23 protein-coding genes and 1 riboswitch are annotated in these 20,126 nt (G+C 66.3%); of the genes, 12 read left to right on the plus strand and 11 right to left on the minus strand.

Going from position 1 to position 20,126, the window contains the following annotated elements:
* The gene (gene hyi / locus ACVILH_RS18305) at positions 1-792 is read left to right on the plus strand and encodes a hydroxypyruvate isomerase (RefSeq protein WP_456714123.1); all 792 of its coding nucleotides are present in this window, start codon (positions 1-3) and stop codon (positions 790-792) included.
* A gap of 223 nt (positions 793-1,015) precedes the next feature.
* Here hyi and ACVILH_RS18310 read toward each other — a convergent pair whose 3' ends face one another.
* The 3 genes from ACVILH_RS18310 to ACVILH_RS18320 all read right to left on the minus strand — a co-directional run bounded on the left by ACVILH_RS18310 (position 1,016) and on the right by ACVILH_RS18320 (position 2,973).
* Positions 1,016-1,456 carry a hypothetical protein gene (locus tag ACVILH_RS18310; protein WP_456714124.1) on the minus strand — a complete coding sequence of 147 codons (441 nt, stop codon included), beginning with the start codon at positions 1,454-1,456 and terminating at the stop codon, positions 1,016-1,018.
* Between the two features lie 233 nt (positions 1,457-1,689).
* Positions 1,690-1,959 (minus strand): hypothetical protein, encoded by a 270-nt coding sequence (locus ACVILH_RS18315; RefSeq protein WP_456714125.1) that lies wholly within the window; start codon positions 1,957-1,959, stop codon positions 1,690-1,692.
* A gap of 192 nt (positions 1,960-2,151) precedes the next feature.
* Positions 2,152-2,973, minus strand: coding sequence for an AraC family transcriptional regulator (locus tag ACVILH_RS18320; RefSeq protein ID WP_456714126.1), 822 nt, complete (start codon positions 2,971-2,973; stop codon positions 2,152-2,154).
* A gap of 73 nt (positions 2,974-3,046) precedes the next feature.
* Here ACVILH_RS18320 and ACVILH_RS18325 point away from each other — a divergent pair, with 73 nt between their 5' ends.
* Positions 3,047-3,985: an NmrA family NAD(P)-binding protein gene (locus ACVILH_RS18325; RefSeq protein WP_456714127.1), complete on the plus strand. Its 939-nt coding sequence runs from the start codon at positions 3,047-3,049 to the stop codon at positions 3,983-3,985.
* Between the two features lie 35 nt (positions 3,986-4,020).
* Here ACVILH_RS18325 and ACVILH_RS18330 read toward each other — a convergent pair whose 3' ends face one another.
* The gene (locus ACVILH_RS18330) at positions 4,021-5,013 is read right to left on the minus strand and encodes an alpha/beta hydrolase family protein (protein ID WP_456714128.1); all 993 of its coding nucleotides are present in this window, start codon (positions 5,011-5,013) and stop codon (positions 4,021-4,023) included.
* Between the two features lie 869 nt (positions 5,014-5,882).
* Here ACVILH_RS18330 and ACVILH_RS18335 point away from each other — a divergent pair.
* Entirely contained in the window at positions 5,883-6,272 is a 390-nt protein-coding gene (locus ACVILH_RS18335) for a DUF1236 domain-containing protein (RefSeq protein WP_006610660.1), read from the plus strand.
* Positions 6,273-6,324: 52 nt separating this feature from the next.
* Here ACVILH_RS18335 and ACVILH_RS18340 read toward each other — a convergent pair whose 3' ends face one another.
* Positions 6,325-6,678 carry a VanZ family protein gene (locus ACVILH_RS18340; RefSeq protein ID WP_456714129.1) on the minus strand — a complete coding sequence of 118 codons (354 nt, stop codon included), beginning with the start codon at positions 6,676-6,678 and terminating at the stop codon, positions 6,325-6,327.
* Between the two features lie 232 nt (positions 6,679-6,910).
* On the opposite strand from ACVILH_RS18340, the gene ACVILH_RS18345 reads away from it, so the two are divergent.
* Together ACVILH_RS18345 and ACVILH_RS18350 are read left to right on the plus strand one after the other, a co-directional pair.
* The gene (locus tag ACVILH_RS18345) at positions 6,911-7,339 is read left to right on the plus strand and encodes a hypothetical protein (protein ID WP_456714130.1); all 429 of its coding nucleotides are present in this window, start codon (positions 6,911-6,913) and stop codon (positions 7,337-7,339) included.
* Complete coding sequence (locus ACVILH_RS18350) at positions 7,312-7,524, plus strand: hypothetical protein (protein ID WP_006610655.1); 213 nt, start codon at positions 7,312-7,314, stop codon at positions 7,522-7,524. The genes ACVILH_RS18345 and ACVILH_RS18350 overlap by 28 nt, the downstream gene beginning before the upstream one ends.
* Before the next feature lie 9 nt (positions 7,525-7,533).
* On the opposite strand, the gene ACVILH_RS18355 is transcribed toward ACVILH_RS18350, so the two are convergent.
* On the minus strand, positions 7,534-8,097 hold the full coding sequence (locus tag ACVILH_RS18355; RefSeq protein WP_456714131.1) for an N-acetyltransferase family protein: 564 nt from the start codon (positions 8,095-8,097) through the stop codon (positions 7,534-7,536).
* A gap of 8 nt (positions 8,098-8,105) precedes the next feature.
* Positions 8,106-10,463 carry an Orn/Lys/Arg family decarboxylase gene (locus ACVILH_RS18360; RefSeq protein WP_456714132.1) on the minus strand — a complete coding sequence of 786 codons (2,358 nt, stop codon included), beginning with the start codon at positions 10,461-10,463 and terminating at the stop codon, positions 8,106-8,108.
* Positions 10,464-10,671: 208 nt separating this feature from the next.
* On the opposite strand from ACVILH_RS18360, the gene cobT reads away from it, so the two are divergent.
* Genes cobT through cobS form a run of 3 tightly spaced genes read left to right on the plus strand, consistent with a single transcriptional unit; the run spans position 10,672 to position 13,036 of the window.
* The gene (cobT, locus tag ACVILH_RS18365; RefSeq protein ID WP_456714133.1) at positions 10,672-11,727 is read left to right on the plus strand and encodes a nicotinate-nucleotide--dimethylbenzimidazole phosphoribosyltransferase; all 1,056 of its coding nucleotides are present in this window, start codon (positions 10,672-10,674) and stop codon (positions 11,725-11,727) included.
* Positions 11,727-12,320, plus strand: coding sequence for a histidine phosphatase family protein (locus tag ACVILH_RS18370; RefSeq protein WP_456714134.1), 594 nt, complete (start codon positions 11,727-11,729; stop codon positions 12,318-12,320). Before cobT ends, ACVILH_RS18370 begins: the two co-directional genes overlap by 1 nt.
* A complete protein-coding gene (gene cobS / locus ACVILH_RS18375) occupies positions 12,317-13,036 on the plus strand; it encodes an adenosylcobinamide-GDP ribazoletransferase (protein WP_456714135.1) in 720 nt (239 codons plus the stop codon). The genes ACVILH_RS18370 and cobS overlap by 4 nt, the downstream gene beginning before the upstream one ends.
* Here cobS and cobD read toward each other — a convergent pair.
* A complete protein-coding gene (gene cobD / locus ACVILH_RS18380) occupies positions 13,033-14,058 on the minus strand; it encodes a threonine-phosphate decarboxylase CobD (protein WP_456714136.1) in 1,026 nt (341 codons plus the stop codon). The genes cobS and cobD overlap by 4 nt on opposite strands.
* Positions 14,059-14,080: 22 nt before the next feature.
* On the opposite strand from cobD, the gene cbiB reads away from it, so the two are divergent.
* Positions 14,081-15,052 carry an adenosylcobinamide-phosphate synthase CbiB gene (gene cbiB, locus ACVILH_RS18385; RefSeq protein ID WP_456714137.1) on the plus strand — a complete coding sequence of 324 codons (972 nt, stop codon included), beginning with the start codon at positions 14,081-14,083 and terminating at the stop codon, positions 15,050-15,052.
* Here the strand turns inward: cbiB and ACVILH_RS18390 are convergent.
* Genes ACVILH_RS18390 through cobU form a run of 3 tightly spaced genes read right to left on the minus strand, consistent with a single transcriptional unit; the run spans position 15,047 to position 17,696 of the window.
* Positions 15,047-16,531, minus strand: a complete 1,485-nt coding sequence (locus ACVILH_RS18390) for a cobyric acid synthase (protein ID WP_456714138.1) — start codon at positions 16,529-16,531, stop codon at positions 15,047-15,049. The genes cbiB and ACVILH_RS18390 overlap by 6 nt on opposite strands.
* Positions 16,532-16,534: 3 nt before the next feature.
* Positions 16,535-17,143 (minus strand): cob(I)yrinic acid a,c-diamide adenosyltransferase, encoded by a 609-nt coding sequence (cobO, locus tag ACVILH_RS18395; RefSeq protein ID WP_456714139.1) that lies wholly within the window; start codon positions 17,141-17,143, stop codon positions 16,535-16,537.
* Between the two features lie 16 nt (positions 17,144-17,159).
* On the minus strand, positions 17,160-17,696 hold the full coding sequence (cobU, locus tag ACVILH_RS18400; protein WP_456714140.1) for a bifunctional adenosylcobinamide kinase/adenosylcobinamide-phosphate guanylyltransferase: 537 nt from the start codon (positions 17,694-17,696) through the stop codon (positions 17,160-17,162).
* Positions 17,697-17,730: 34 nt separating this feature from the next.
* Positions 17,731-17,922, plus strand: a riboswitch (cobalamin riboswitch).
* Positions 17,923-18,043: 121 nt separating this feature from the next.
* On the opposite strand from cobU, the gene ACVILH_RS18405 reads away from it, so the two are divergent.
* The 3 genes from ACVILH_RS18405 to cobW are packed head-to-tail and all read left to right on the plus strand — an operon-like array spanning position 18,044 to position 20,125.
* The gene (locus ACVILH_RS18405) at positions 18,044-18,676 is read left to right on the plus strand and encodes a HupE/UreJ family protein (protein ID WP_456714141.1); all 633 of its coding nucleotides are present in this window, start codon (positions 18,044-18,046) and stop codon (positions 18,674-18,676) included.
* 3 nt (positions 18,677-18,679) lie between these two features.
* Positions 18,680-19,075, plus strand: coding sequence for a DUF1636 domain-containing protein (locus ACVILH_RS18410; protein ID WP_456714142.1), 396 nt, complete (start codon positions 18,680-18,682; stop codon positions 19,073-19,075).
* 12 nt (positions 19,076-19,087) lie between these two features.
* Positions 19,088-20,125 (plus strand): cobalamin biosynthesis protein CobW, encoded by a 1,038-nt coding sequence (cobW, locus tag ACVILH_RS18415; RefSeq protein WP_456714143.1) that lies wholly within the window; start codon positions 19,088-19,090, stop codon positions 20,123-20,125.
* The last annotated feature ends 1 nt before the right edge of the window (position 20,126 follow it).

Consider the following 20,126-nt stretch of genomic DNA (forward strand, 5'->3'; position numbering starts at 1 on the left):
ATGCCGCGCTTTGCCGCCAACCTCACCATGCTGTTCAACGAGCTGCCGTTCCTCGACCGCTTCGCCGCCGCCAAGGCGGCCGGCTTCGGCGGGGTCGAGTATCTGTTCCCCTATGAGTTCGACAAAGCGGAGCTGCGCGAGCAGCTCGCCCGCCACGGCCTGACTCAGGTGCTGCATAATCTGCCCGCCGGCAACTGGGCCGCCGGCGAACGCGGCATCGCCATCCTGCCCGATCGTGTCGACGACTTCCGCGACGGCGTCCGTCGCGCGATCGAATATGCCCGCGCGCTCGACTGCCGCCAGCTCAACTGCCTCGTCGGCATTGCGCCGGATGGCGCCGATCCGCGTGAGCTGAACCAGGTGCTAATCCGCAACCTCCGCTTCGCCGCGACCGCGCTGAAGGCGCAGGGCATCAAGCTTCTGATCGAGCCGATCAACACGCTCGACATCCCCGGCTTCTATCTCAACCGCACCGCCCAGGCCCTGCAGCTGATCTCGGAGGTCGAGTCGGACAATCTCTTCGTTCAATACGACATCTACCACATGCAGATCATGGAGGGCGACCTCGCGCGCACCATGCAGAAGCATCTCGCCCGCATCGCCCACATCCAGCTCGCCGACAACCCCGGCCGCCACGAGCCAGGGACGGGCGAGATCAACTACCCCTTCTTGTTCCGCCACCTCGATGCCATCGGCTACGCCGGCTGGATCGGCTGCGAGTACAAGCCCCAGACGACGACGGAAGCGGGACTCGGCTGGTTGACGGAGCGCGCGCTCGTTTCCACGAACTGAGCTTTGCATGTGTAGTTCGGCTCGGGTTACATTGCTGTTGCCGTGCCTCCGTGCCAGGCAGACGACGAGCGAGCTTTCTCCGCAGCACACGGTGCACTCCCTCTCCCCGTTCTTCACGGGGAGAGGGCTGGGGTGAGGGGCAGCCCCAGGCGAGCTGTGTATGTAAGCCCCCATTTCACCAGCGTGATCCAGAGCGCCTTTACCGCTGTTCGCTGCGCGCACCCTAGCCATCGCTGGCGCAGGGCCGGTACAGCGCTTGGAGCTGCGCGCCGCGAAGGAAGATCATGCGCGAGGTCATGCCGCCACGGCGCGTGATCCATTTCTTCACCGCCGCTGGGTAGCGGTCATAGAGCATCTGTGTTGCTTGGGGGTTGGGAATAGGCTTTCCATCCGGCCCAGGATTGTCAGCGACCTTGAACCCGAATGCGGCTCTCGGGGTCACACAGATGTTGTCGTGAGGAATGTAGGACAGAACGAGCGTGCAGGCGCCGGCGCAGATCCCGTCGATGATGACGGACGCGCCAAAGTTGCGCAGAAGCTCGAATCTGTCGACATAGTTGCCGATCCGTCCGCCCGGATCGAAAACAATGCGCACGGCTGCATGGCTCGTCCCCGTGCTCCCCAGCACGAGCGCCGCGACCAGGATCCCCCTCAAAAATCTCATCTGTCCCCCACATCCAACTCCATCGCCACACGCGATGGATGGCCGGCCCTACCGCATTCCTCTCGGAGCGTCCACGGGCAAGCGCAGCGGGGCTCACCGCGCGCGATCGGATGAATCTCAATGGCGCCAAGCATCCGCACCGATACGTCGATCCCTGACGATATCAGTGGTGCCGTTCAGAAGATCGTAGTCGTCGGCAGAGCACCGGCCGTGATGCAGATCTTCACGCGAGGTCAGGTCTTGAAGCCGAGGCTCGAGCAGTACCACCAGATGTCATTGGTCCGCCAACCCATCTTGATCGAGGCCGAATGGCAATCGGCATAATCCTTGAACTGGTACACGTTCTTGCAAGCCGCAAAGGCGGGCCACACGCCGCCGGTGCAGCCGAGGCCTGTGGCCGGGCTTTGAGCGGGCCCCGCGTGCAGCGCACGCCGGTCCTCCGCATTGGCGGGCGCGACCGCAGCCGCCACCAGAGTCAGAGCCAAGACGAACAAGACTTTCATCGTCATCTCCTCTCGGTTGAGCACAATCACGAGAGGTATGGTAGCATGGCGTCTACCGCCGGAACAGTGAGCTTCCGAACTCGACCTGTGACGTCTGAAGCCCGCCGGTGTTATGACGACAGTGCATATAATTAGTATCTGAATCTGTGCACTGTCACCGAATAACGGTGGCCCCTCGCTTGGTAAGTTGGTTCAGGTCGCCGGCCCGCCGTCGAGGGTCGCAAAGTAGCGCGTCGGCGTGGCCCCCATCGCCTTCTTGAACATGACGATGAAGGCCGTCACCGATTCGTAGCCCAGCTCGCTCGAGACCCGCTGCACCGTCGCGCCGCCGGCGAGCTCGCGCAGGGCGATGACGAGGTGCAATTGCCGCCGCCACTGGCCGAAGGTGAGCCCGGTTTCCTGCACCATCAGCCGCTTCAGGGTGCGCTCGCTCACGGCGACGTGGACGGCCCATGCGGCGAGCGTGCGGCGGTCGCTCGGATTAGCGATCAGCGCCGCGGTGATCGCCGCGATCTTGGGATGGCCGGAGGCGGGCAACTCGAGCCGCTCGATCGGCATCAGCGCCAGCTCGTCCAGCAACACCCGCACCAGGCGGCTCATATGATCGTCGGACACGGCGTTGCCGGATGCGCCGGCCAGCCGGAGGATCATCTCGCGCAGCATCGGCGACACAGAAAGCGTGCAGCAGCTCTGCGGCATCGCGGCCGCGCCGGGCTCGACGAACAGGTAGCACAACCGGGCATTGGACGTGACGCGATTGCTGTGCGGCACGCCGCCGGGAATCCAGACGCCGCAGCCCGGCGGCACGATCCAGAGTCCGCTTGCGGCGGTGCAGGTGACGGCGCCATGCAGGGCCAGGATGAGCTGGCCCTGCCGGTGCTGATGCTCCGGCACCTCGGCGGCGTAAGCGCTGAAATCGAGATGGACGGCGGTGGCCGGCCCCGACCACGCCTCCGGGTCGAGGTCGTCGTCGCAGCGGCGCAGCTGCAGGGATTGGCCGGATTTAGCGATCATATGGCATTATCTCCAAATTCCGCCGCGGCGGCAATTCGCTACATGGGGATCGAACAACCCTGTGGAGACTGCCATGCGCATTGCTGTCGTCGGCGCCACCGGCCGGATCGGTGCCAAGCTCACCCGCACGCTGCTCAGCGCGGGGCATCAGGTGAAAGCGCTATCGCGCGGCGGTCCTGGCCTCGACGCGCTCGTGAAACTCGGCGCCGAACCATGCCTCGGCAGCTTCGACACCGGCACTGGGGCGCTCGACACGGTCTTCGCGGATGCCGAGGCCGCGTTCCTCATGGTCAAGACCGATTGGAGCAACATTCACGGTCATTATCCGGCCGTCGCCCGCCGCTTCGTCGATGCGCTGCGTGCATCGCCCGTGAAGCGCGCGGTGAGCCTGACCGCGATCGGCTCGGAGGTCGAAGGACGGACCGGGCATTTCGAGAGCTTCTACCATCTGGACCAGACGCTGAACGAGCTCGGCACCATTGATCTCGTCCACCTGCGCGCCGGCTGGTTCATGGAGAACATGCTATTCTTCAGCGGGGCGGTGGCCAGACACGGCCGCATCGCCTGGTCGCTTAATCCCGATGTGAAGCTGTCCTGGATCGCGACGCAGGACATCGCCGATATCGCCGCCAAGGAGCTGACGCAGCCGACCGGCGAGCACCGCGTCATTCGCGAGGTCGGCGCGGAGGATCTCACCATGCTGGAGGTGACCGCGATGATCGGCAGGCAAATCGACCGTCCCGTCGCTTATCGGTTGGTCGACCGGCGGCGCAAGGAGATCGAGGCCGAGTATCTCAAGAGGTTCGGCACGCCCGCACAATGGCTCGACGACAGCCTGACGCTTGACGCCCTCAACGACCGCCGCGTCCGCTTCCATAGCGCCCGCCCGCCGCTGCCCACGACCATGGAGGCTTTCATCAGGGACACCTGGAAGCCGCGTTATCTGCAGTCATTGGCGAACGATGGCGAGCCTGAAACATTCCAGACGTGGACCGCGAACCTGGACGCGTGAGACGCTCTTCCCACGGCAAAGAGCATGATCGAGCGCTATCGCGGCGCGGGTTCGGCGAAGTGACGTCGGAAGAATGCCACGACATCCGCGTGGAGCTTGCGATGGAAGTCCACGCGATCGAAGCCCGGCGGATCGGTGCATATCGTCGGAGTGGCCTCCACTTCCTTCGGCGTGCAGGTGGCCAGGAACGAAAAGTGCTTGGCGTTTGGGACGACATGCCGCTCTGCCTTGACCGGAAGGCGCTGACTGATCGCGGCCGCGCAGCACCCGGACAGACCATCCGCGCTTTGCGCCGGGTCAGAGCTCCACAATTGGACCGGAGCGGATATTCCGCTCAAACCGTCATCTGCAAACACGAACACGGGGTAGGGATCGATGATGACCGCGGCCTTGATGCGTGGATCATGGACGATCGGTTGGTCCGGCTGTTCACCGCTTTCGAGTTCTTTGCATGCGCGCAAGCCGGAGGTCTGGCAATTGGGCAAGCCTTTCCGCAATTCGGGACGGCCGCCGATGGCGACAAGGCCCGTGTAGCCTCCGAAGGAGAAGCCGTAGAGTCCGATACGCTCGGGATCGAGGCGGGACGCATCCGGCCAGCCATCTAGCATATAGTCGACCAGCCGCTTGATATCTGCTGGCCGTTCAACGAGGACGGAGAGACTGTCGGTGCGGCTTGTATCGCGCCAAGTGTCGCCGGGATGATTGAGCGCTGCAACCACAAATCCGGCATCCGCCAACGCCGCTGCCGTATCGTGGTGACCGCCGAACCATCCTCGCCTGCCGTGCGATATCACGACCAGCGGAAGCTTTTGCCCCGCGACCTGACACCCCGGCACGGCAAAGAACGTTGCTCCGCGCGCGTCCATTTCCTGCGGAGCCTCGACGCAGGGAGTCCAGACCAATAAGCGGATCGCCGGACCCGCCGCGCTGGCAGGAATATCAAAGTTTCTCACTCCGGCCGCCTGCGCCGCAGACATTCCAATGAGGATCACGAGCGAGAACACGCTTTTGCAAAGCCTTGTCTTCATCACGTTCGTGCGTCTCCCATTTGTGGAGGACGGCATCATTCGGCCGTCGAGGACTGTGTCCCCGTTGCTCGTCGGGCAAATCACCTGCGTCGATTTGCGCGATCCTAGCAGGAAGCCTGGTCTCCAGCCGTGCTGGAGGGCGTGCGCGTTGGAAATGATTTCGCAAGGCAATTCAATGGGAAGCCATTGAAGACGCCGAAAGGCAGAAAAATTCGTCTTTCGTTTTGTCAGAAATCGTGCATCATGTCGCCATCCCGTTTCGCCGAGAGGGGCGTTGCGCGCGATCGTCACGACACGTGAGGCGGGGATGCGGTGGCCGTGAGGTGTCGCAGCATGTGCTTGCACGTGCGGACGAACGACACATCACGGACGCGAAGTCGTGTGGTCCTGGCCTCCCGATGCCGAGGTCAAGGCCGTGTCGAGGGCGTTTGCCCTTGCGCGGACGACGGGGTCAATCAGCCGGTCCCCGAGGAGAGCGCGAAAGAAGCGTTAAGACCGCCGCGCAGGGAATGCCGGATGACCGGCTGAACCTGTGGTACCTGCCGCCTGCATTCTTGTTCGCAGGCGGGCCATGGGTTGCGGCCAGCACCCGGCATTCCCTGCGCCCTCTCGATTCATCGAAGGGCCCTGTCGATCGCAGGACTCGGGCGTGATCCGCCGCGAGACGGCGAACGCGCGTGCGCTGTTTGAAGCGTGGATAGTCATGAGACATCTCTCCGCCTTGGGCGCAGAGCGCCGGCCTCTGTCTCTGCTGCCGTCGCGCTATTTCGTTCCTGCTGACATGATGAAGTTTCGGCCATCTGGAACCGGAACCACAGGCGATCTCCCGGTGTTGAGCGGGCACCTTGAACACACTGGAGGAGAGAATGATGAGGACCCGTCTTGCCGTTTCGCTGATCGCCGGCTCGCTGCTGGCGTCGACCGCTGCCTTCGCCCAGTCCACCACCGTCGAAGGCGCCGCCAATGGCGCAGCCGCTGGTGGTGCTGTTGCCGGTCCGGTTGGCGCCATGGTTGGCGGCACCGTCGGTGCGGCCGTCGGCGCTGGCCTGGAGATCCCGAATGCGGTGATCAACTCGATCGACGCCGAGCGTTATCCGTCCGTCGTGGTGCGTGAGCGCGTTGTGGTCGGCGAGCCGCTGCCGGATACGGTCGAGCTGCGGCCGGTGCCGCGCTACACCGAGTATCGCTATGCCGTGGTGAACGATCGCCGCGTGATCGTCGATCCGCGCACCCGCCGCGTCATCAAGATCATCGAGTGATCTGACACTGTGACCATGAGGGGCCTCGCCGCCGTCGCGGCGGGGCCTCTTGTCACGCCGTCTGGGGGCGGAGCTGCCGGATGAGCCAGTCGATCGCCGCAGCAAGACCAAAGCCTGCGCAGGCCGCCGCAGCGTCGACGATGAAATCCTCCAAACGCGCGTGCCGTCCGGGCGCCACGAACTGGGCGAGCTCGAGGGCTCCTATCAGGACGACTGCGATCCCCGCCGTCAACAGCCGATGGCCGCGATAGGCAAGGCCGAACGCAAGCCCGACCAGAATGAAGGCGAGGGCGTGCTCGCCATCTTGCCCGAGATGGGAATGCGGGCGATATTTTGGTGGGCCCAGCGTAGCGAACGCGACCGCTGCGGCGAGCAGCCAGGCCGACAGGCGAATGACGATCTTCATGCCCCGCTGCATAGCATGGTCCGGGCCAACAGCCGCCTTCAAAGCCGCTCAAGGCAACGGTGTCGTTAACGCGGCTGCTGGAGCGGCCGGGGCCGTCTCATCGTACCGAGCCGCGGGCGGTCGCGGGGCCCGATCGACCGCGAGCCCTGACCGCGCGACAGGCGCGGTGCCGCGATACGGTCCGAGTGACGCCGGAGCAGCGAGAGTGGGTCAAGGGCGGAGAGAAGATTTCATGCGTCGCAGGCCGCAGCGCAGCAATGAATCTTCTCTCCAGAGCGGCCGCGGCGACGCAGCCATTGCTATTTTTGCCGCCGTCTCGACAGCCGGCAGGGGGCCGATCATTTTTCTAAGCAGCGCCATGAGCTTGAGCCTGATCTTTCGCTCGGCGCCGAAGGGAAAATGGTCCGATGCGCCGGTTGAATGCCATCCTGAAATCCGCTCCTGGCCGCGTGCGGCGCGCGGTGTCCAGGTTCGTGGCCATCGCCGCCGCGAGCCTGCCTGCCGCCGGCGCCTGAGCGCCGGTTCCGCCTGCTGCATCAAATATTTGCGTCGGCCGCTTGATATCGGTCAACAGCGGACCGCGAGGCGCGGTAACATCAGCTTCGAGCACTGCTTCAAGGGCAGGGAGGTTGCATGTCGCGCTATGTCATCCATTTCATGAAGGACGTGCTGGGCGAGAACGGCCGCCAGTGCGAAATCTGCCAGAGCACGCTGGAGGTTGAGGCCGAGAGCGAAGGCGAGGCGGCGGAGATCGCCAAGCAGGAATTCTGCAAGACGCAGAATTTGCGCGACTGGTCGCTGCACGCCGACCGCATGCAGGTGAAGGCGGCGGATTTCCCGTCCTGACGGAAAGGCTCAGCGGGCCGGCGCCTCGGCCGAGCCGGGGCCGAGGGATCGCTGGACCATCACGGTGTCTGACCAGCGGCCGTAACGGTAGGCGACGCCCGGCAGCAGGCCGACCCGTTTGAAGCCGAAGCGCTCGTGGATGCCGAGCGAGGCGGTGTTGTCGGCATCGATGTAGCCGATCATCTGCCGATAGCCCGCGGCGGCGGAGGCATCGATCAGGGCTTGCATGAGTAGCCGGCCGACGCCGCGGCCGAGATGCTCGTGATGGACATAGATCGAGTGCTTCACGGCGAAGCGATAGGCCGGGCGTTTGCGGAACTGCACGACATAGGCATATCCGACGACCTCGCCGCGAAACGTCGCGACGAGATGCGGCAGGCGATGATTGCGCAAATTCTTGCGCCGCTGCTTGAGATCGTCAGGCTCCGGCGCGCCGGTGCCGGCCGCGCTGTCCTCGACCCCGCGGCGGATGTGCCGGCGGTAGATCGCAAGCATCGCCTCGACGTCCTCGTCACGCGAGGGCCGGACGAAGACTTGCGGTTCGGTCTCGAGCGCCGGGATCGTGGTGTCCATGGGGGGAATTACTCTGCGCAGACATAGGTATAGAGCCGGATCCGCCCAGCCTCGTCGATCTCCTTATACAATCCCTGAATCTCGACGTCGAAGCCCGGGAAGGTATTGAACGCGCGCTCGAACATCTTGAGGTAATCGATCATCGGCTTGGCGCGCTCCGACAGCCGCTCGCCCGGCACGATGGTGGCGATGCCCGGCGGGTAGACCACGAAGGGCGTGGTCGCGATCCGGCCGGCGATCTGGTCGATCGGCAGGTAGTCGACCTCGTTGCGCATCAGCGCCCGCGCCGCCTCGCGCGGCGACAGCGCGATCTCCGGCAGATGCTGCGGCTGGAACTGCTTGGCCTGCAGCGCGCTCACCTCGGCCTCGCGATAGAAGCGGTGCATCTCGCCGCAGAGGTCGCGCAGCCGCACCTTGCCGTAGCGGCCGAAGCGGCGGCGGGTGAACTCGGGGATGGCGTCCTCAAGCAGCACGTTGTCATCATGCAGGCGCTTGAAGGCGACGAGCCCGCTGATCAAGGTGCCGGCCTTGCTGGCCTCGACCCCCGGCGTCAGCAGGAAGAGCAGCGAGTTGAGGTCGTTCTTCTCGGCGACGATGCGGTTCTCGCGCAGATATTGCGCGACGACGGGCGCGGGGATGCCGTGCTCGGCATAGCCGCCAGAGGCGCGGTCGAAGCCGGGAGTGAGCAGGGTCAGCTTGTTCGGGTCGGTCATGGCGAAGCCGGGCGCGAGATCCGGAAAGCCGTGCCACGCTTCGCCCGGCGCGAGCTGCCAGAGCGAGGCATCGGTGGCGAGCTGGTCGGTCGAGATCGCCTCCCAGGCGACGTCGTGGCGGCCGCCGGGGCTCGCCGCATCGGGGATCGAGACCCGGTCGGGCACGAACGGCTCGAAGAACCAGCGCCGCGCCGGATCCTTCTCCTTCTCGTCGAACTCCCGGCGCATCGCCCGGATCTTCTTGCGCAATTCGATGCCGAGCCGGATCGTGTCGTCCCACAGCACCTCGCCGGAGCGGCCCTTCATCATCTGCGCGCCGACATCGAGCGAGGCGAACAGCGGATAGAACGGCGAGGTCGAGGCGTGTTGCATGAAGCTTTCGTTGAAGCGGCGATGCTCGACGCGGCGGCGCTGGCCCTTGATGTGGCGGTCCTTGATGTGGATCTGCGACGCCTGGGAGAAGCTCGCGAGCTGCTTGTGGGTCGATTGCGTCGCGATGATGCCGGGCGCATCGGGGCCGAGCTCGGACAGGCCCATCGCGAAGCGGCCGGCATAGAGCGGGTGGAACTTCATGAAGCCCGCCCAGGCCTCGTCGAACATGATGTAGTCGCAGAGGTGCCCGATGCGCTTGAGGATCATCTCGGCGCTATGGATCGTGCCGTCATAGGTGCACTGCTCGACAACGGCGACCCGGAACGGCCGCTCCTTGCGCCAGGCGTCGGGGTCCTTGACGAGGGGATTGTTGCGGATCTGCTGCCGCAGATGCTCCTCGTCGAGCAGATCCCAGCGCATCGGCCCGATCAGGCCCCAGGCGTTGCGGACGGTGGAGACATAGATCGGAACGCCGCCCGAGATCAGCAGCGCGCCGTGATGCGCGGCCTTGTGATTGTTGCGGTCGAACAGCACGAGGTCGCCGTCGGTGACCAGCGATCCCAGCACCACCTTGTTGGAGGTCGAGGTGCCGTTGAGCACGAAATAGGTCTTCTCGGCGCCGAAGATCTGCGCCGCTTCCTTCTGCGCCCGCAGCGCCGGGCCCTCATGGGTGAGGAGGTCGCCGAGGTCGAGCACGGAATTGTCGAGGTCGTCGCGGAACACGGCCTCGCCGAGATGCTCGACGAATATCCGGCCGATTGGGCTCCTGCTGTAGAACACGCCGCCATTGTGCCCGGGGCAGGTCCAGAGCTGGTTGCCTTCCTCGGCATAGTCGACCAGCGTGCCGAAGAACGGCGTCTTCAAGGTCTCGGCATATTGCTTCAGCCGGCTGATCAAATTCTTGGCGATGAACGCCGGCGTCTCCTCGGAGAGGAAGACGTAGCCGTCGATGAAGTCGAGCACCTCGACCGGCAGATCCTCGAACCGCTTGCGGCGAATCAAGAGGATGATCGGGAAGTCGAGGCCGCGGCGGCGCATCAGATTGATTAGCGACGCCGTCTTGCCCTCCAGTCCCTTCTTGCCCCAGTCCACCACCATGCAGCCGATCGCCGCATCCGTCTGCACCGCGATCTCGGCATCCTCCAGCTTGCGGGCGCGGACGACCTCGAAGCCCGAGCGCTGGATCTCCTCGATGATCTGGTTGAAGCGGACGCCGGCAAGGTCGTCGGTCTCGAACACCGGCGCGGCGAACAGGAAGGTGAAGCGGCGGAAGTAATCCATGGACGTCTTTCGAGCTGGGTGGGGCAGCCACCTGTCAACGCGTTCGATGACAGTTGCATGACAATCGGGCCGTCGGCCGCAGCCGGTTCTGCCGATGGCCCAGCTCCGTTCGCGTGCTGTCCCTCGGCGGCAGTGGCCCGGCAGCGCTTGCCACGGAGGTGAGCCGGTGGCAATCGTCCGGGACCGAGCAACGCCAAAAGGACAGATCGTGCTCCCTGACTGGATCAATTCGGAGTGTCCGGCGCCGTCCGAGGTGCACCGAACAGCGGCCCTTGCGCGCCAGGCGCAACTGACCAAGCCGCTCGGCGCACTCGGCCGGCTGGAGGAGGTCGCTGTCGAATTGGCGGCGCTGCAGGCCGTGGAGCGGCCGGGTGCGGATCGAGTCCCCGTGGTGCTGTTCGCCGGCGACCACGGCATCGCAGCGCAGGGAGTTTCGGCCTATCCGCCGGAAGTGACGGTGCAGATGCTACACAATTTCGCTGGCGGCGGTGCGGCGATCTCGGTCCTGGCGCGGACCCTGGGCTGCCCATTGGAGGTGGTCGACGTCGGGACGCTGGCCGACGAGGCGGTGCGCGGTGTGGTCGTCGACAAGCCGCGACACGGGACGCGCGACTTCAGCGCCGAGCGGGCGCTGACGCCGGACGAGGTGGCGTTCGCCTGCGAGGCCGGGCGTCGGGCGGTCGCACGGCAGGCCGACCATTCGCCTGATCTCGTGATCTTCGGCGAGATGGGAATCGGCAACACGACGTCGGCGGCGGCGATCGCGGCCGCGCTGCTGTCGTGTGCACCCGCCGACATCGTCGGCAGCGGCACAGGCCTCGATGCCGATGGGCGGGCGCGAAAGGCAAAGGTCATCGCTGATGCGTTGACGCGGCATGGTCTGGCTCCGGGACAGCCCGTTGCGGAGGTTCTCACTGCCGTCGGCGGCCTCGAGATCATCGCGATGTCCGGCGCGATCATCGCGGCTGCGCAGCGGCGATGGCCGGTGCTTGTCGATGGCTTCATCGTCTCGGTCGCGGCGCTGGTGGCGGTCAGGCTCAATCCGTCGTGCCGGCCCTGGCTGCTGTTCTCGCATCGCTCCGCCGAGCGCGGCCACGCTCTGGTGCTCGAAGCCCTCGGCGCCCGTGCGCTGATCGATCTCGACCTGAGGCTCGGCGAAGCCTCGGGCGCGGCGACCGCGCTGCCGATCGTCCGGCTCGCCTGTGCGCTCCACCGGGGCATGGCGACCTTCGCGGAGGCCGCCGTCTCCGGGCGCGAGGCCTGATGCGGCTCGACCTGCTGCGGCATGGCACCACCGGGCGCGATGGCTATCTCGACGGCCGCACCGATCCGCCGCTGAGCGAGGCGGGCTTCGAGCAATTCCGGCGGCAGACGCAGAGCAGGGCATGGCGCCGCATCGTGAGCTCGCCCTTGGTCCGGGCGCGTGCGGCAGCGGAGGACTATGCCCGACATGCTGGGGGCGAGTTGCACGTCGATCCCGATTGGAGCGAACTGCATTTCGGACGATGGGACGGACGTAAGCGCAGCGACATCATGAGCGACCCTGAAGGGGCCGCCTCGCTCGAGGCCTTCTACGCTGATCCGGCCGTCGCAGCGCCGGACGGAGAGAGCTGGGGGGATCTGCAAACCCGGGTGTCGCGCGCGGTGGACCGCATCCTTACCACGCCCGAGCCTGCGCCGGTCCTGGTGGTCACGCATGGCGGCGCGATCCGCGCCGCGCTGGCGCATCTGCTCGGCTGGCCCTTGCACCAGCTGTGGAGTCTGCGCATTCATCCCGGCACCCGTCTCACCCTCGAAGCCGGGCAGGGCGCGGACGGCGCGCCGTGGGCCGAAATCGTCGAGATCGTCCAGCCATGAGTGTGCGTGAATTCTGGATCGCCCTGCAGTTCCTGACGCGTCTGCCGACACCACGCGTGGCGGAATCTCGGCCCGATGATCTGGCGCGGGCGTCGATGTGGTTTCCCGCCGCGGGCCTGGTGATCGGCGCCTGTCTCGCGATTCTCGCCCGGGTGTTTCAAAGCGCTGATCCGTGGATCGTTGCGCTTGCCGTCCTCGTCGGCTGGATCTGGATCACCGGCGCGCTGCATCTCGACGGGCTCGGCGATGTCGCCGACGCGTTCGGCGCCTCGCATGGCAAGCCCGAGCGTTTCGTCGCCGTGCTCGGCGATCCCCACGCCGGCAGCTTCGCCGTCGTTGCGATCGCGCTGCAGATCGCTACGAAGCTGGTGTTGATCGCGGAGCTGGCAACCGGGCCGACGGCCTGGGCGCTCGTGCTGATCCCGGCCTGGGCGCGCTTGGGGACGTTGGTCTGCAGCAAGACGCTGCTGTCGCTGAAGCCCGGCCTCGGCGCCAGCGTCTCCAACAGCGTGGGCTGGAATGTCATCGTCGGGTGGGGCGGCTTGCTCGCCGTCGGCGCGCTCGTGGGGGCAGTTCCGAGCTTGATCGCCATCGCGCTGATCCCGGTCATCGCCTTCTACTGGCAATGGCGTCTCGGCGGCATCACCGGCGACTGTCACGGCGCGAGCATCGAGGTGACGGAAACGCTGCTGCTCGCAGCCTGCGTGCTCGGCTAGCCGGCAAGCGCGTCCGCGAGCCGCTGCCACTGCGCTTCATCGCCCGGCAGTCCGAAACGCAGCCAACTCGGCTGCGACGGGAAGAGCCTGACGTGAATGCCGTGACGCGCGAGGCGCTCGGCGATATCGCTCGCAGTGGCGGATGCGACCAGCCGGAACAGCGGCGTGCCGCCGATGGCCATACAGCCAGCTTGGGATAGAAGCGCGTCAATGCGCACGCAATCCTTGGCGAGGCGCGCGCGTGTCTGATGCAGCCACGCCTCGTCGGCCAGCGCGGCCGCTCCGACGGCGAGCGCTGGCCCCGACACCGCCCACGGCCCGAGCTCGTCGCGGATCTGCTGTATGATGTCGTCGGAGCTGATCGCAAAGCCGAGGCGGATCCCCGCCAGACCGTAGACCTTGCCGAAGGAGCGCAGCACGACCGTGCCCGGCGGCAGATCGGCCGCGAGGCTTGCTTCAGGAGGATAGAGGTCCACGAAGGCTTCATCGGTGATCATCAGGCCGTCGCGCCGGCGCAACGTCGATGCCAGGCGGACCAGCGCATCGCGCGGCTGCAGGCGGCCGGTCGGATTGTTGGGATTGACGATTACCGCGACATCGGCCCCGGCGAGCGCATCGAGGTCGTCGACCAGTTCGACCTGATGGCCACAGCGGCGCCAGCACAGCGCGTGCTCCTCATAGGTCGGCGCGAGCACGGCGACGCGCGAGCGCGGACGCAGTCTTGGGAGCACCTGCAGCAACGCCTGCGTGCCCGGCGCGGCAACGATCGTCTCGCAGTCCGAGACGCCGTAGCGCGCCGCGGCCGCGGCCAGCAGCGCGCGCTCCTCGGCCTTGCTCGGCAAGCACGCCCAACTGGCGGGCGCAAGCTCTGCCAGAGGATAGGGAACGGGATTGATGCCGGTCGACAGATCGATCCAGGGGCGCGGCGCATCGGGATAGCTGCGGCTGATCGCATCGAGATCGCCGCCATGAACGATGGCTTCCGGTGCCTCGGATCGCGTGCTAGTCGCTTTGTCGTCCATGTCTGTCCCTTAGCGGAGATCGATGTTCGTCTCTCTCGCGCTCGCGGCGCTCCTCATCGAGGCGGCCGCTGGTTACCCGCAAATCCTGGTGCAGCGCATCGGCCATCCCGTGATGTGGATCGGCGCGCTGATAGCATGGGCCGACCGCCGCTGGAACGGGGACGGCGATGGCTTTGCGACGCGCCGGGCTTACGGCCTCGCGCTCGTAGCCCTGCTCGTGGCCGGGATGGCCGCCATCGGCCTGGCTGCGACCTGGCTCTTCACGGCGGCCCTCGGCGATATCGCCGCGACGATCGTCCTCGCTGTGCTGGCGAGCAGCCTGCTGGCGCAGCGCAGCCTCGATACGCATGTCGCCGCCGTCGCGGAGGGACTGGAGACCTCAGGCCTCGACGGTGGACGTCGCGCGGTGGCGATGATCGTCGGGCGGGATCCCGAGCGGTTGGATGAAGCCGGCGTGTCGCGCGCGGCGATCGAGAGTCTCGCCGAGAATTTTTCGGATGGCGTCGTCGCACCATTGTTCTGGCTGTTCGTCGGCGGGCTCCCGGGCATCCTGATCTACAAGGCGGTCAACACCGCCGACAGCATGATCGGACATTTATCTGAGCGCCACCGTGCGTTCGGCTGGGCTGCGGCGCGGCTCGATGATCTCATCAACCTGCCGGCCTCGCGGTTGTCCGCGGTATGGATTGCGGCGGCAGCCAGCTGTGTTGCCGGCGCGTCATCCGAGGCTGCCCTGCAAACCGTCGCACGCGACGCCGCCAAGCATCGCTCGCCGAATGCCGGCTGGCCTGAGGCCGCGATGGCGGGGGCACTGGGACTACGCCTGGCCGGGCCGCGCGTCTATCACGGTGATCTCGTCACCGATTCCTGGATGGGAAACGGTCGCGCCGATCTGAATGCCGCCGACATCCGGCGCGCATTGCGGCTCTACCGGCTGGCGTGCCTGGTTCAGGCTCTCGTCATCGGCGGCATTTTCCTCATCCAGGTGCTATGAGCTGCCACGCGGGATGGGCGCGCGCGCCAGCGCAAGAAGGCCGCTGACATCGACATGGCGCTCCAGATGCACCGCGAGCGCATCCAGGGTGGCGTCGACGTCACGCTCATAGGCGAGGCCGGTCGTCGTCGCACCGAGTTGCCGCAGCCAATGCGCGCGCAGGCCATCATCGGCGAACAGGCCATGCACGTAGCAGCCGGCGATCTGGCCGTCGGCTGCAACAGCGCCGTCGGTGCGGCCGTCGGCGAAGGTCAGGAAAGGGCTTTCGGTGGCTGGACCTTCCGTGCGGCCGATATGCATCTCGTAGCCGCGGAACGATACCTGATCGTGCATCAGCGTGCCCTGGACCTCGCGGAGCGCCTTGTCGTCCGTGAGAGTTGTGGTGACATCGAGCAGTCCGAGGCCTTCGACAGAAGCTGGCTCTCCCTCCCGTCCGTCGGGGTCGCTGATCGCCTGTCCGAGCATCTGATAGCCGCCGCAGATGCCGAGGACGCGGCCGCCGCGGCGCAGATGCGCCACGAGATCGACGTCCCAGCCTGTCTCGCGCAAGGCGGCGAGATCGGCGATGGTCGCCTTCGAGCCGGGCAGGATGACGATGGCGGCATCACCGGGGATCGGCGTGCCCGGCCGCAGGAAGTGCAGGTCGATGCCATCCTCGAGGCGAAGCGGATCGAACTCGTCGAAATTGGAGATGCGGGGATAAGCCAGCACGACGGCTTTGGGGCGTTGTCCACTGCCTGCGCCGCGCTCCGCGAGCCCCAGCGCATCCTCCGCGGGCAGACGGCGCGCGTCGGGAAAATGCGGGATGAGGCCGAGCGACGTCCAGCCGGTCCGTGTCGCGATTTCGCTCATGCCGGATGCAAACAAAGCGGGGTCACCACGAAACTTGTTGACGAGAAAGCCCGCGACTAGGCTGGCATCCTCCACGGCGAGCACCGCCTTGGTGCCGACGAGGCTAGCGATCACCCCGCCGCGATCGATGTCGCCGATGATGACGACCGGAGTTCGCGTCGCCTGCGCGAAGCCCATATTTGCGATGTCGCCGGCGCGCAGATTGATCTCGGAGGCCGAGCCTGCGCCTTCGACCAGCACGACATCGGCATCGGCAGCCAAATGATGGAAGCTGTCGAGCACGGCGCTCATCAGCTGCGGCTTCATGGCTTGATAGGCGGACGCCTTGGCGTTGCCGATGACGCGGCCCTGCACCACGACCTGTGAGCCGATCTCGCTTTGCGGCTTCAGCAGCACCGGGTTCATGTGCACGGTCATCGGCCGCCGGGCCGCGCGCGCCTGCAGCGCCTGGGCGCGGCCGATCTCGCCGCCGTCGGCGGTGACGGCCGCGTTGTTCGACATGTTCTGCGGCTTGAACGGCGCCACTGTCAGCCCGCGCAACGTCAGCGCGCGCGCGAGCCCGGCGACGATCAGCGATTTGCCGATGTCGGAGCCGGTGCCCTGGAACATGATGGCGCGCGCGCTCATGGTTTAGAACTCGATGCCTTCCTGCGCCTTCACGCCGGCGGAGAAGTGATGCTTGACGAGAGTCATTTCAGTGACGAGATCGGCCGCCTCGATCAACTCGGGCTTGGCATTGCGTCCGGTAACCACGACGTGGAGATCGGGACGGCGCGCGACGAGCGCCGCCACCACGTCCGCGATCGGCAGATGATCATAGCGCAGCGCGATGTTGAGCTCGTCGAGGATCAGAAGCCTGATGGCAGGATCGGCCATCAGCTCCTTCGCCTTGGCCCAGGCGCGCTCGGCTGCCGCGACGTCGCGGGCGCGATCTTGTGTTTCCCAGGTGAAGCCCTCGCCGAGCGTGTGCCACGACAGCTGATCGCCAAAGGCTGCGATCGCCTTGCGCTCGCCGGTCTCCCATGCGCCTTTGCCGAACTGCACGACACCGATGCGGAAGCCGCGGCCGAGCGCGCGCAGCATCAGGCCCCACGCCGCCGTCGACTTGCCTTTGCCTTTGCCGGTGTGGACGATCAGCAGGCCCTTCTCGACGGTCTTCGACGCGACCTCGGCATCCTGCACCGCCTTGCGGTTCTCCATCTTCGCCTTGTGGCGCGAATCGTCGGCGCTCTCGGTCATCGGTTCGTCCTCTTGTTCATTTCAAGGTGAGCGGCAGACCGGCCGCCATCAGGATCACGCGATCCGCCAGCGCCGCGACGTCCTGGTTCAGCTGCCCCTGAGCATCGCGGAAGGCGCGCGCCAGCGCGTTGTCCGGCACGATGCCGAGACCGACCTCGTTGGAGACGGCGACGATCGGGCCGCGCGCCGTTCTGAGCGCATCGATCAACTCGGCGCAAGCTGCTGGAACATCCCTGTCGGCAAGCATGACGTTGCTCAGCCACAGCGTGAGGCAATCGATCAGCACCGGCGCTGGCTGTTCCGCGCGCTCACGGATGAGGCCGGCGAGATCTTGCGTCGTCTCCAGCGTCTGCCATCCCTCAGCACGTCGCGCCTTGTGATGGGCGATGCGCTCGGCCATTTCGTCATCGAAGGCTTGCGCAGTCGCAACATAGATCCAGGGCGGCGGCTCGGCGGTGACCAGCGCCTCGGCATAGCGGCTCTTGCCCGAACGCGCGCCGCCGAGCACCAGGGTCAGGCGCGGCAGAGCGGGGTGCGGCGGGGCAGGGGGCATGGGGACGATTCCGATTGACGGGCTTTGGCCCGACCCGTATCTAACAGATGACGGTTCTCCGAAAGGAGAGATTTAGGGAACACGGTGCGGGTTCGCGCCTTAGGCCGTGGCTGCCCCCGCAACTGTAATCGGCGAGTGTGAGGCCAAGACACCACTGGGCAACCGGGAAGGTGGTCTCACGCAGCGACCCGAGAGCCAGGAGACCTGCCGTCGACATTGCTGTTGGCCGACCCGTCGCGCGGGGAGTCGCGATGCTGGTTCTGATCCTGCCGAGGAATCGGCGGGATGCCGTCGGATGCAGCGCATCGTCCGGTCCTCTGGGGAGCCGGCAAGCGACGGAGGCGGCCATGAGATTCACGCGTACCACGACATTTGCCATCACGAGCTTCATCCTGCTCGCGGCCCAGCCTGCGTTCGCGCATCACATGATGGGCGGCAAGCTGCCGCAGACCTTTGCGCAGGGCCTGCTCTCCGGCCTCGGCCATCCCGTGATCGGCCTCGATCATCTCGCCGCCATCCTTGGGGCCGGGATCGTCGCCGCGCTGCTCGGACGCGGCTTCGCCCCTGTGCTCGCCTTCACCACGGCCATGATCGCCGGTGTCGGCCTGCATCTGGCAAAGGCCAACATTCCCGCAGCCGAGCTGCTGGTCGGCCTGTCGACCGCCGTGATCGGCTTGGTCGTGGTGATGCGCGGCCGTTTCGGCGTGCTGCCGGTCGCCGTTCTGTTCGCCTTGACCGGACTCGTGCACGGCTACGCGCTCGGCGAGTCGATCGTCGGCGCCGAGACCACGCCGCTCGGCGCTTATCTCGCCGGCCTGCTGGTGATTCAGAGCCTCATCGCCGCCGGCGCATTTCTCGGGACCAAATTGCTGTCTGCGAAGGCAGACGCGGTCGCGCCGCTGGCCTTGCGGATCGCAGGTGCAGCCATCGTGCTGGTGGGCGGCGTCGCTGCGGCCACGGCTGCCGGCGTGATCGGCTGATCGATGTCATCATCAGAGATCGGCGCGACGACGCTGTTCGTCTGCGTCACCTGCCGGGCGCAGGTCCCCGACGCGGCTTCATCTGATCAGCCGCGTGCGGGGGCCCGTCTGCTCTCCGCGATCGAGGCCGTGCCCGCCGAGCAGCGCGCCGGCGTGACCTTGGTCGGTGTCGAGTGCCTGTCCAACTGCAATCGCGCCTGCACGGTTGCGGTGACGGCGCCGGGCAAATGGACCTATGTGCTCGGCGCGCTCGATCCGGATCTGCATGCGCAGGATGTCCTGACATTCGCGCAACTGCATCAGCGCCACGAGGCCGGTCTGCCGGCGTGGCGCGAGCGTCCGGAATACATCCGCAAAAACACCGTTGCGCGCGTGCCTGCGCTGGCGACGCCGAACTGAGAAGAGGTCGCCATGACCAAGTCCTATGCCAAAACGCCCTGCACGATCGTCACCGGTTTTCTCGGTGCCGGGAAGACCACGCTGGTGCGCAACCTGATCGAGACCGCCAATGGCCGCCGGCTGGCGATCATCGTCAACGAGTTCGGCGATGTCGGCATCGACGGCGATATCCTCAAGGGTTGCGGCGTGCCGGATTGTCCGGAGGATCGCATCGTCGAGCTCTCTAATGGATGCCTGTGCTGCACCGTCGCGGATGATTTCGTGCCGGCGCTCAAGAGCCTGCTGGACCAGAAGGAGCCGCCCGAGCACATCGTGATCGAGACGTCGGGGCTGGCGCTGCCGAAGCCGCTGGTGCAGGCATTCAACTGGCCGGAGATCGCAACGCGCGTGACCGTGGATGGCGTCGTGGCGGTGGTCGACGGCCCCGCCGTCGTGGCGGGGCGGTTCGCCGACGATCCCGAGGCGCTCGCGGCGCAGCGCGCGGCTGATGATTCGCTCGATCACGACAATCCGCTCGAGGAGGTCTACCAAGATCAATTGCTCTGCGCCGATCTCGTCGTGATGAACAAGAGCGACCTGATGAGCGACGAGGAGCGCAAGGCGGTTGCGTCCGAGATCGCTGCGAAGGTGCAGCGCGCCGTCAAGGTGATCGCGACCGAGCACGGCCAGCTCTCGGCGTCCGTGTTGCTCGGACTTGGTGCTGCCGCGGAAGACGATCTCGCGGCCCGGCCGTCGCATCACGACAACGAGGCCGAGCACGATCACGACGATTTCGAGAGCTTCGTGCTCGATGTGCCGCCGCAGACCTCGCCCGAGGTGCTGGTCGACCGCATCGCCGCGGCCGTCGATGCGCATGACGTGCTGCGTGTGAAAGGCTTCGTCGAAGTCGCCGGCAAGCCGCTGCGCCTGCTGGTGCAGGCCGTCGGCAGCCGCATCCAGCATCAGTTCGAGCGTCCGTGGCGCTCGGACGAATCGCGGCAGGGCCGGCTCGTGATCATCGGCGAGCGCGGGCTCGATGCGGCCGCGATCAGAAGCGTGATCGCAGGCTAGG

It is taken from the genome of Bradyrhizobium sp. USDA 4353, assembly GCF_054063215.1.

What these genes read in the sequence shown, in the direction of transcription:
- ACVILH_RS18310 (WP_456714124.1), bottom strand. Translation starts at nt 1,456, where the DNA reads ATGAGATTTTTGAGGGGGATCCTGGTCGCGGCGCTCGTGCTGGGGAGC.
- cobD (WP_456714136.1), bottom strand. Translation starts at nt 14,058, where the DNA reads ATGGACGACAAAGCGACTAGCACGCGATCCGAGGCACCGGAAGCCATC.
- ACVILH_RS18405 (WP_456714141.1), top strand. Translation starts at nt 18,044, where the DNA reads ATGAGATTCACGCGTACCACGACATTTGCCATCACGAGCTTCATCCTG.
- ACVILH_RS18345 (WP_456714130.1), top strand. Translation starts at nt 6,911, where the DNA reads ATGCGTCGCAGGCCGCAGCGCAGCAATGAATCTTCTCTCCAGAGCGGC.
- cobO (WP_456714139.1), bottom strand. Translation starts at nt 17,143, where the DNA reads ATGACCGAGAGCGCCGACGATTCGCGCCACAAGGCGAAGATGGAGAAC.
- cobW (WP_456714143.1), top strand. Translation starts at nt 19,088, where the DNA reads ATGACCAAGTCCTATGCCAAAACGCCCTGCACGATCGTCACCGGTTTT.
- ACVILH_RS18350 (WP_006610655.1), top strand. Translation starts at nt 7,312, where the DNA reads ATGTCGCGCTATGTCATCCATTTCATGAAGGACGTGCTGGGCGAGAAC.
- ACVILH_RS18315 (WP_456714125.1), bottom strand. Translation starts at nt 1,959, where the DNA reads ATGAAAGTCTTGTTCGTCTTGGCTCTGACTCTGGTGGCGGCTGCGGTC.
- ACVILH_RS18370 (WP_456714134.1), top strand. Translation starts at nt 11,727, where the DNA reads ATGCGGCTCGACCTGCTGCGGCATGGCACCACCGGGCGCGATGGCTAT.
- cbiB (WP_456714137.1), top strand. Translation starts at nt 14,081, where the DNA reads ATGTTCGTCTCTCTCGCGCTCGCGGCGCTCCTCATCGAGGCGGCCGCT.
- ACVILH_RS18320 (WP_456714126.1), bottom strand. Translation starts at nt 2,973, where the DNA reads ATGATCGCTAAATCCGGCCAATCCCTGCAGCTGCGCCGCTGCGACGAC.
- ACVILH_RS18360 (WP_456714132.1), bottom strand. Translation starts at nt 10,463, where the DNA reads ATGGATTACTTCCGCCGCTTCACCTTCCTGTTCGCCGCGCCGGTGTTC.
- ACVILH_RS18325 (WP_456714127.1), top strand. Translation starts at nt 3,047, where the DNA reads ATGCGCATTGCTGTCGTCGGCGCCACCGGCCGGATCGGTGCCAAGCTC.
- cobS (WP_456714135.1), top strand. Translation starts at nt 12,317, where the DNA reads ATGAGTGTGCGTGAATTCTGGATCGCCCTGCAGTTCCTGACGCGTCTG.
- ACVILH_RS18335 (WP_006610660.1), top strand. Translation starts at nt 5,883, where the DNA reads ATGAGGACCCGTCTTGCCGTTTCGCTGATCGCCGGCTCGCTGCTGGCG.
- ACVILH_RS18410 (WP_456714142.1), top strand. Translation starts at nt 18,680, where the DNA reads ATGTCATCATCAGAGATCGGCGCGACGACGCTGTTCGTCTGCGTCACC.
- cobU (WP_456714140.1), bottom strand. Translation starts at nt 17,696, where the DNA reads ATGCCCCCTGCCCCGCCGCACCCCGCTCTGCCGCGCCTGACCCTGGTG.
- ACVILH_RS18390 (WP_456714138.1), bottom strand. Translation starts at nt 16,531, where the DNA reads ATGAGCGCGCGCGCCATCATGTTCCAGGGCACCGGCTCCGACATCGGC.
- ACVILH_RS18330 (WP_456714128.1), bottom strand. Translation starts at nt 5,013, where the DNA reads ATGAAGACAAGGCTTTGCAAAAGCGTGTTCTCGCTCGTGATCCTCATT.
- ACVILH_RS18340 (WP_456714129.1), bottom strand. Translation starts at nt 6,678, where the DNA reads ATGAAGATCGTCATTCGCCTGTCGGCCTGGCTGCTCGCCGCAGCGGTC.
- ACVILH_RS18355 (WP_456714131.1), bottom strand. Translation starts at nt 8,097, where the DNA reads ATGGACACCACGATCCCGGCGCTCGAGACCGAACCGCAAGTCTTCGTC.
- hyi (WP_456714123.1), top strand. Translation starts at nt 1, where the DNA reads ATGCCGCGCTTTGCCGCCAACCTCACCATGCTGTTCAACGAGCTGCCG.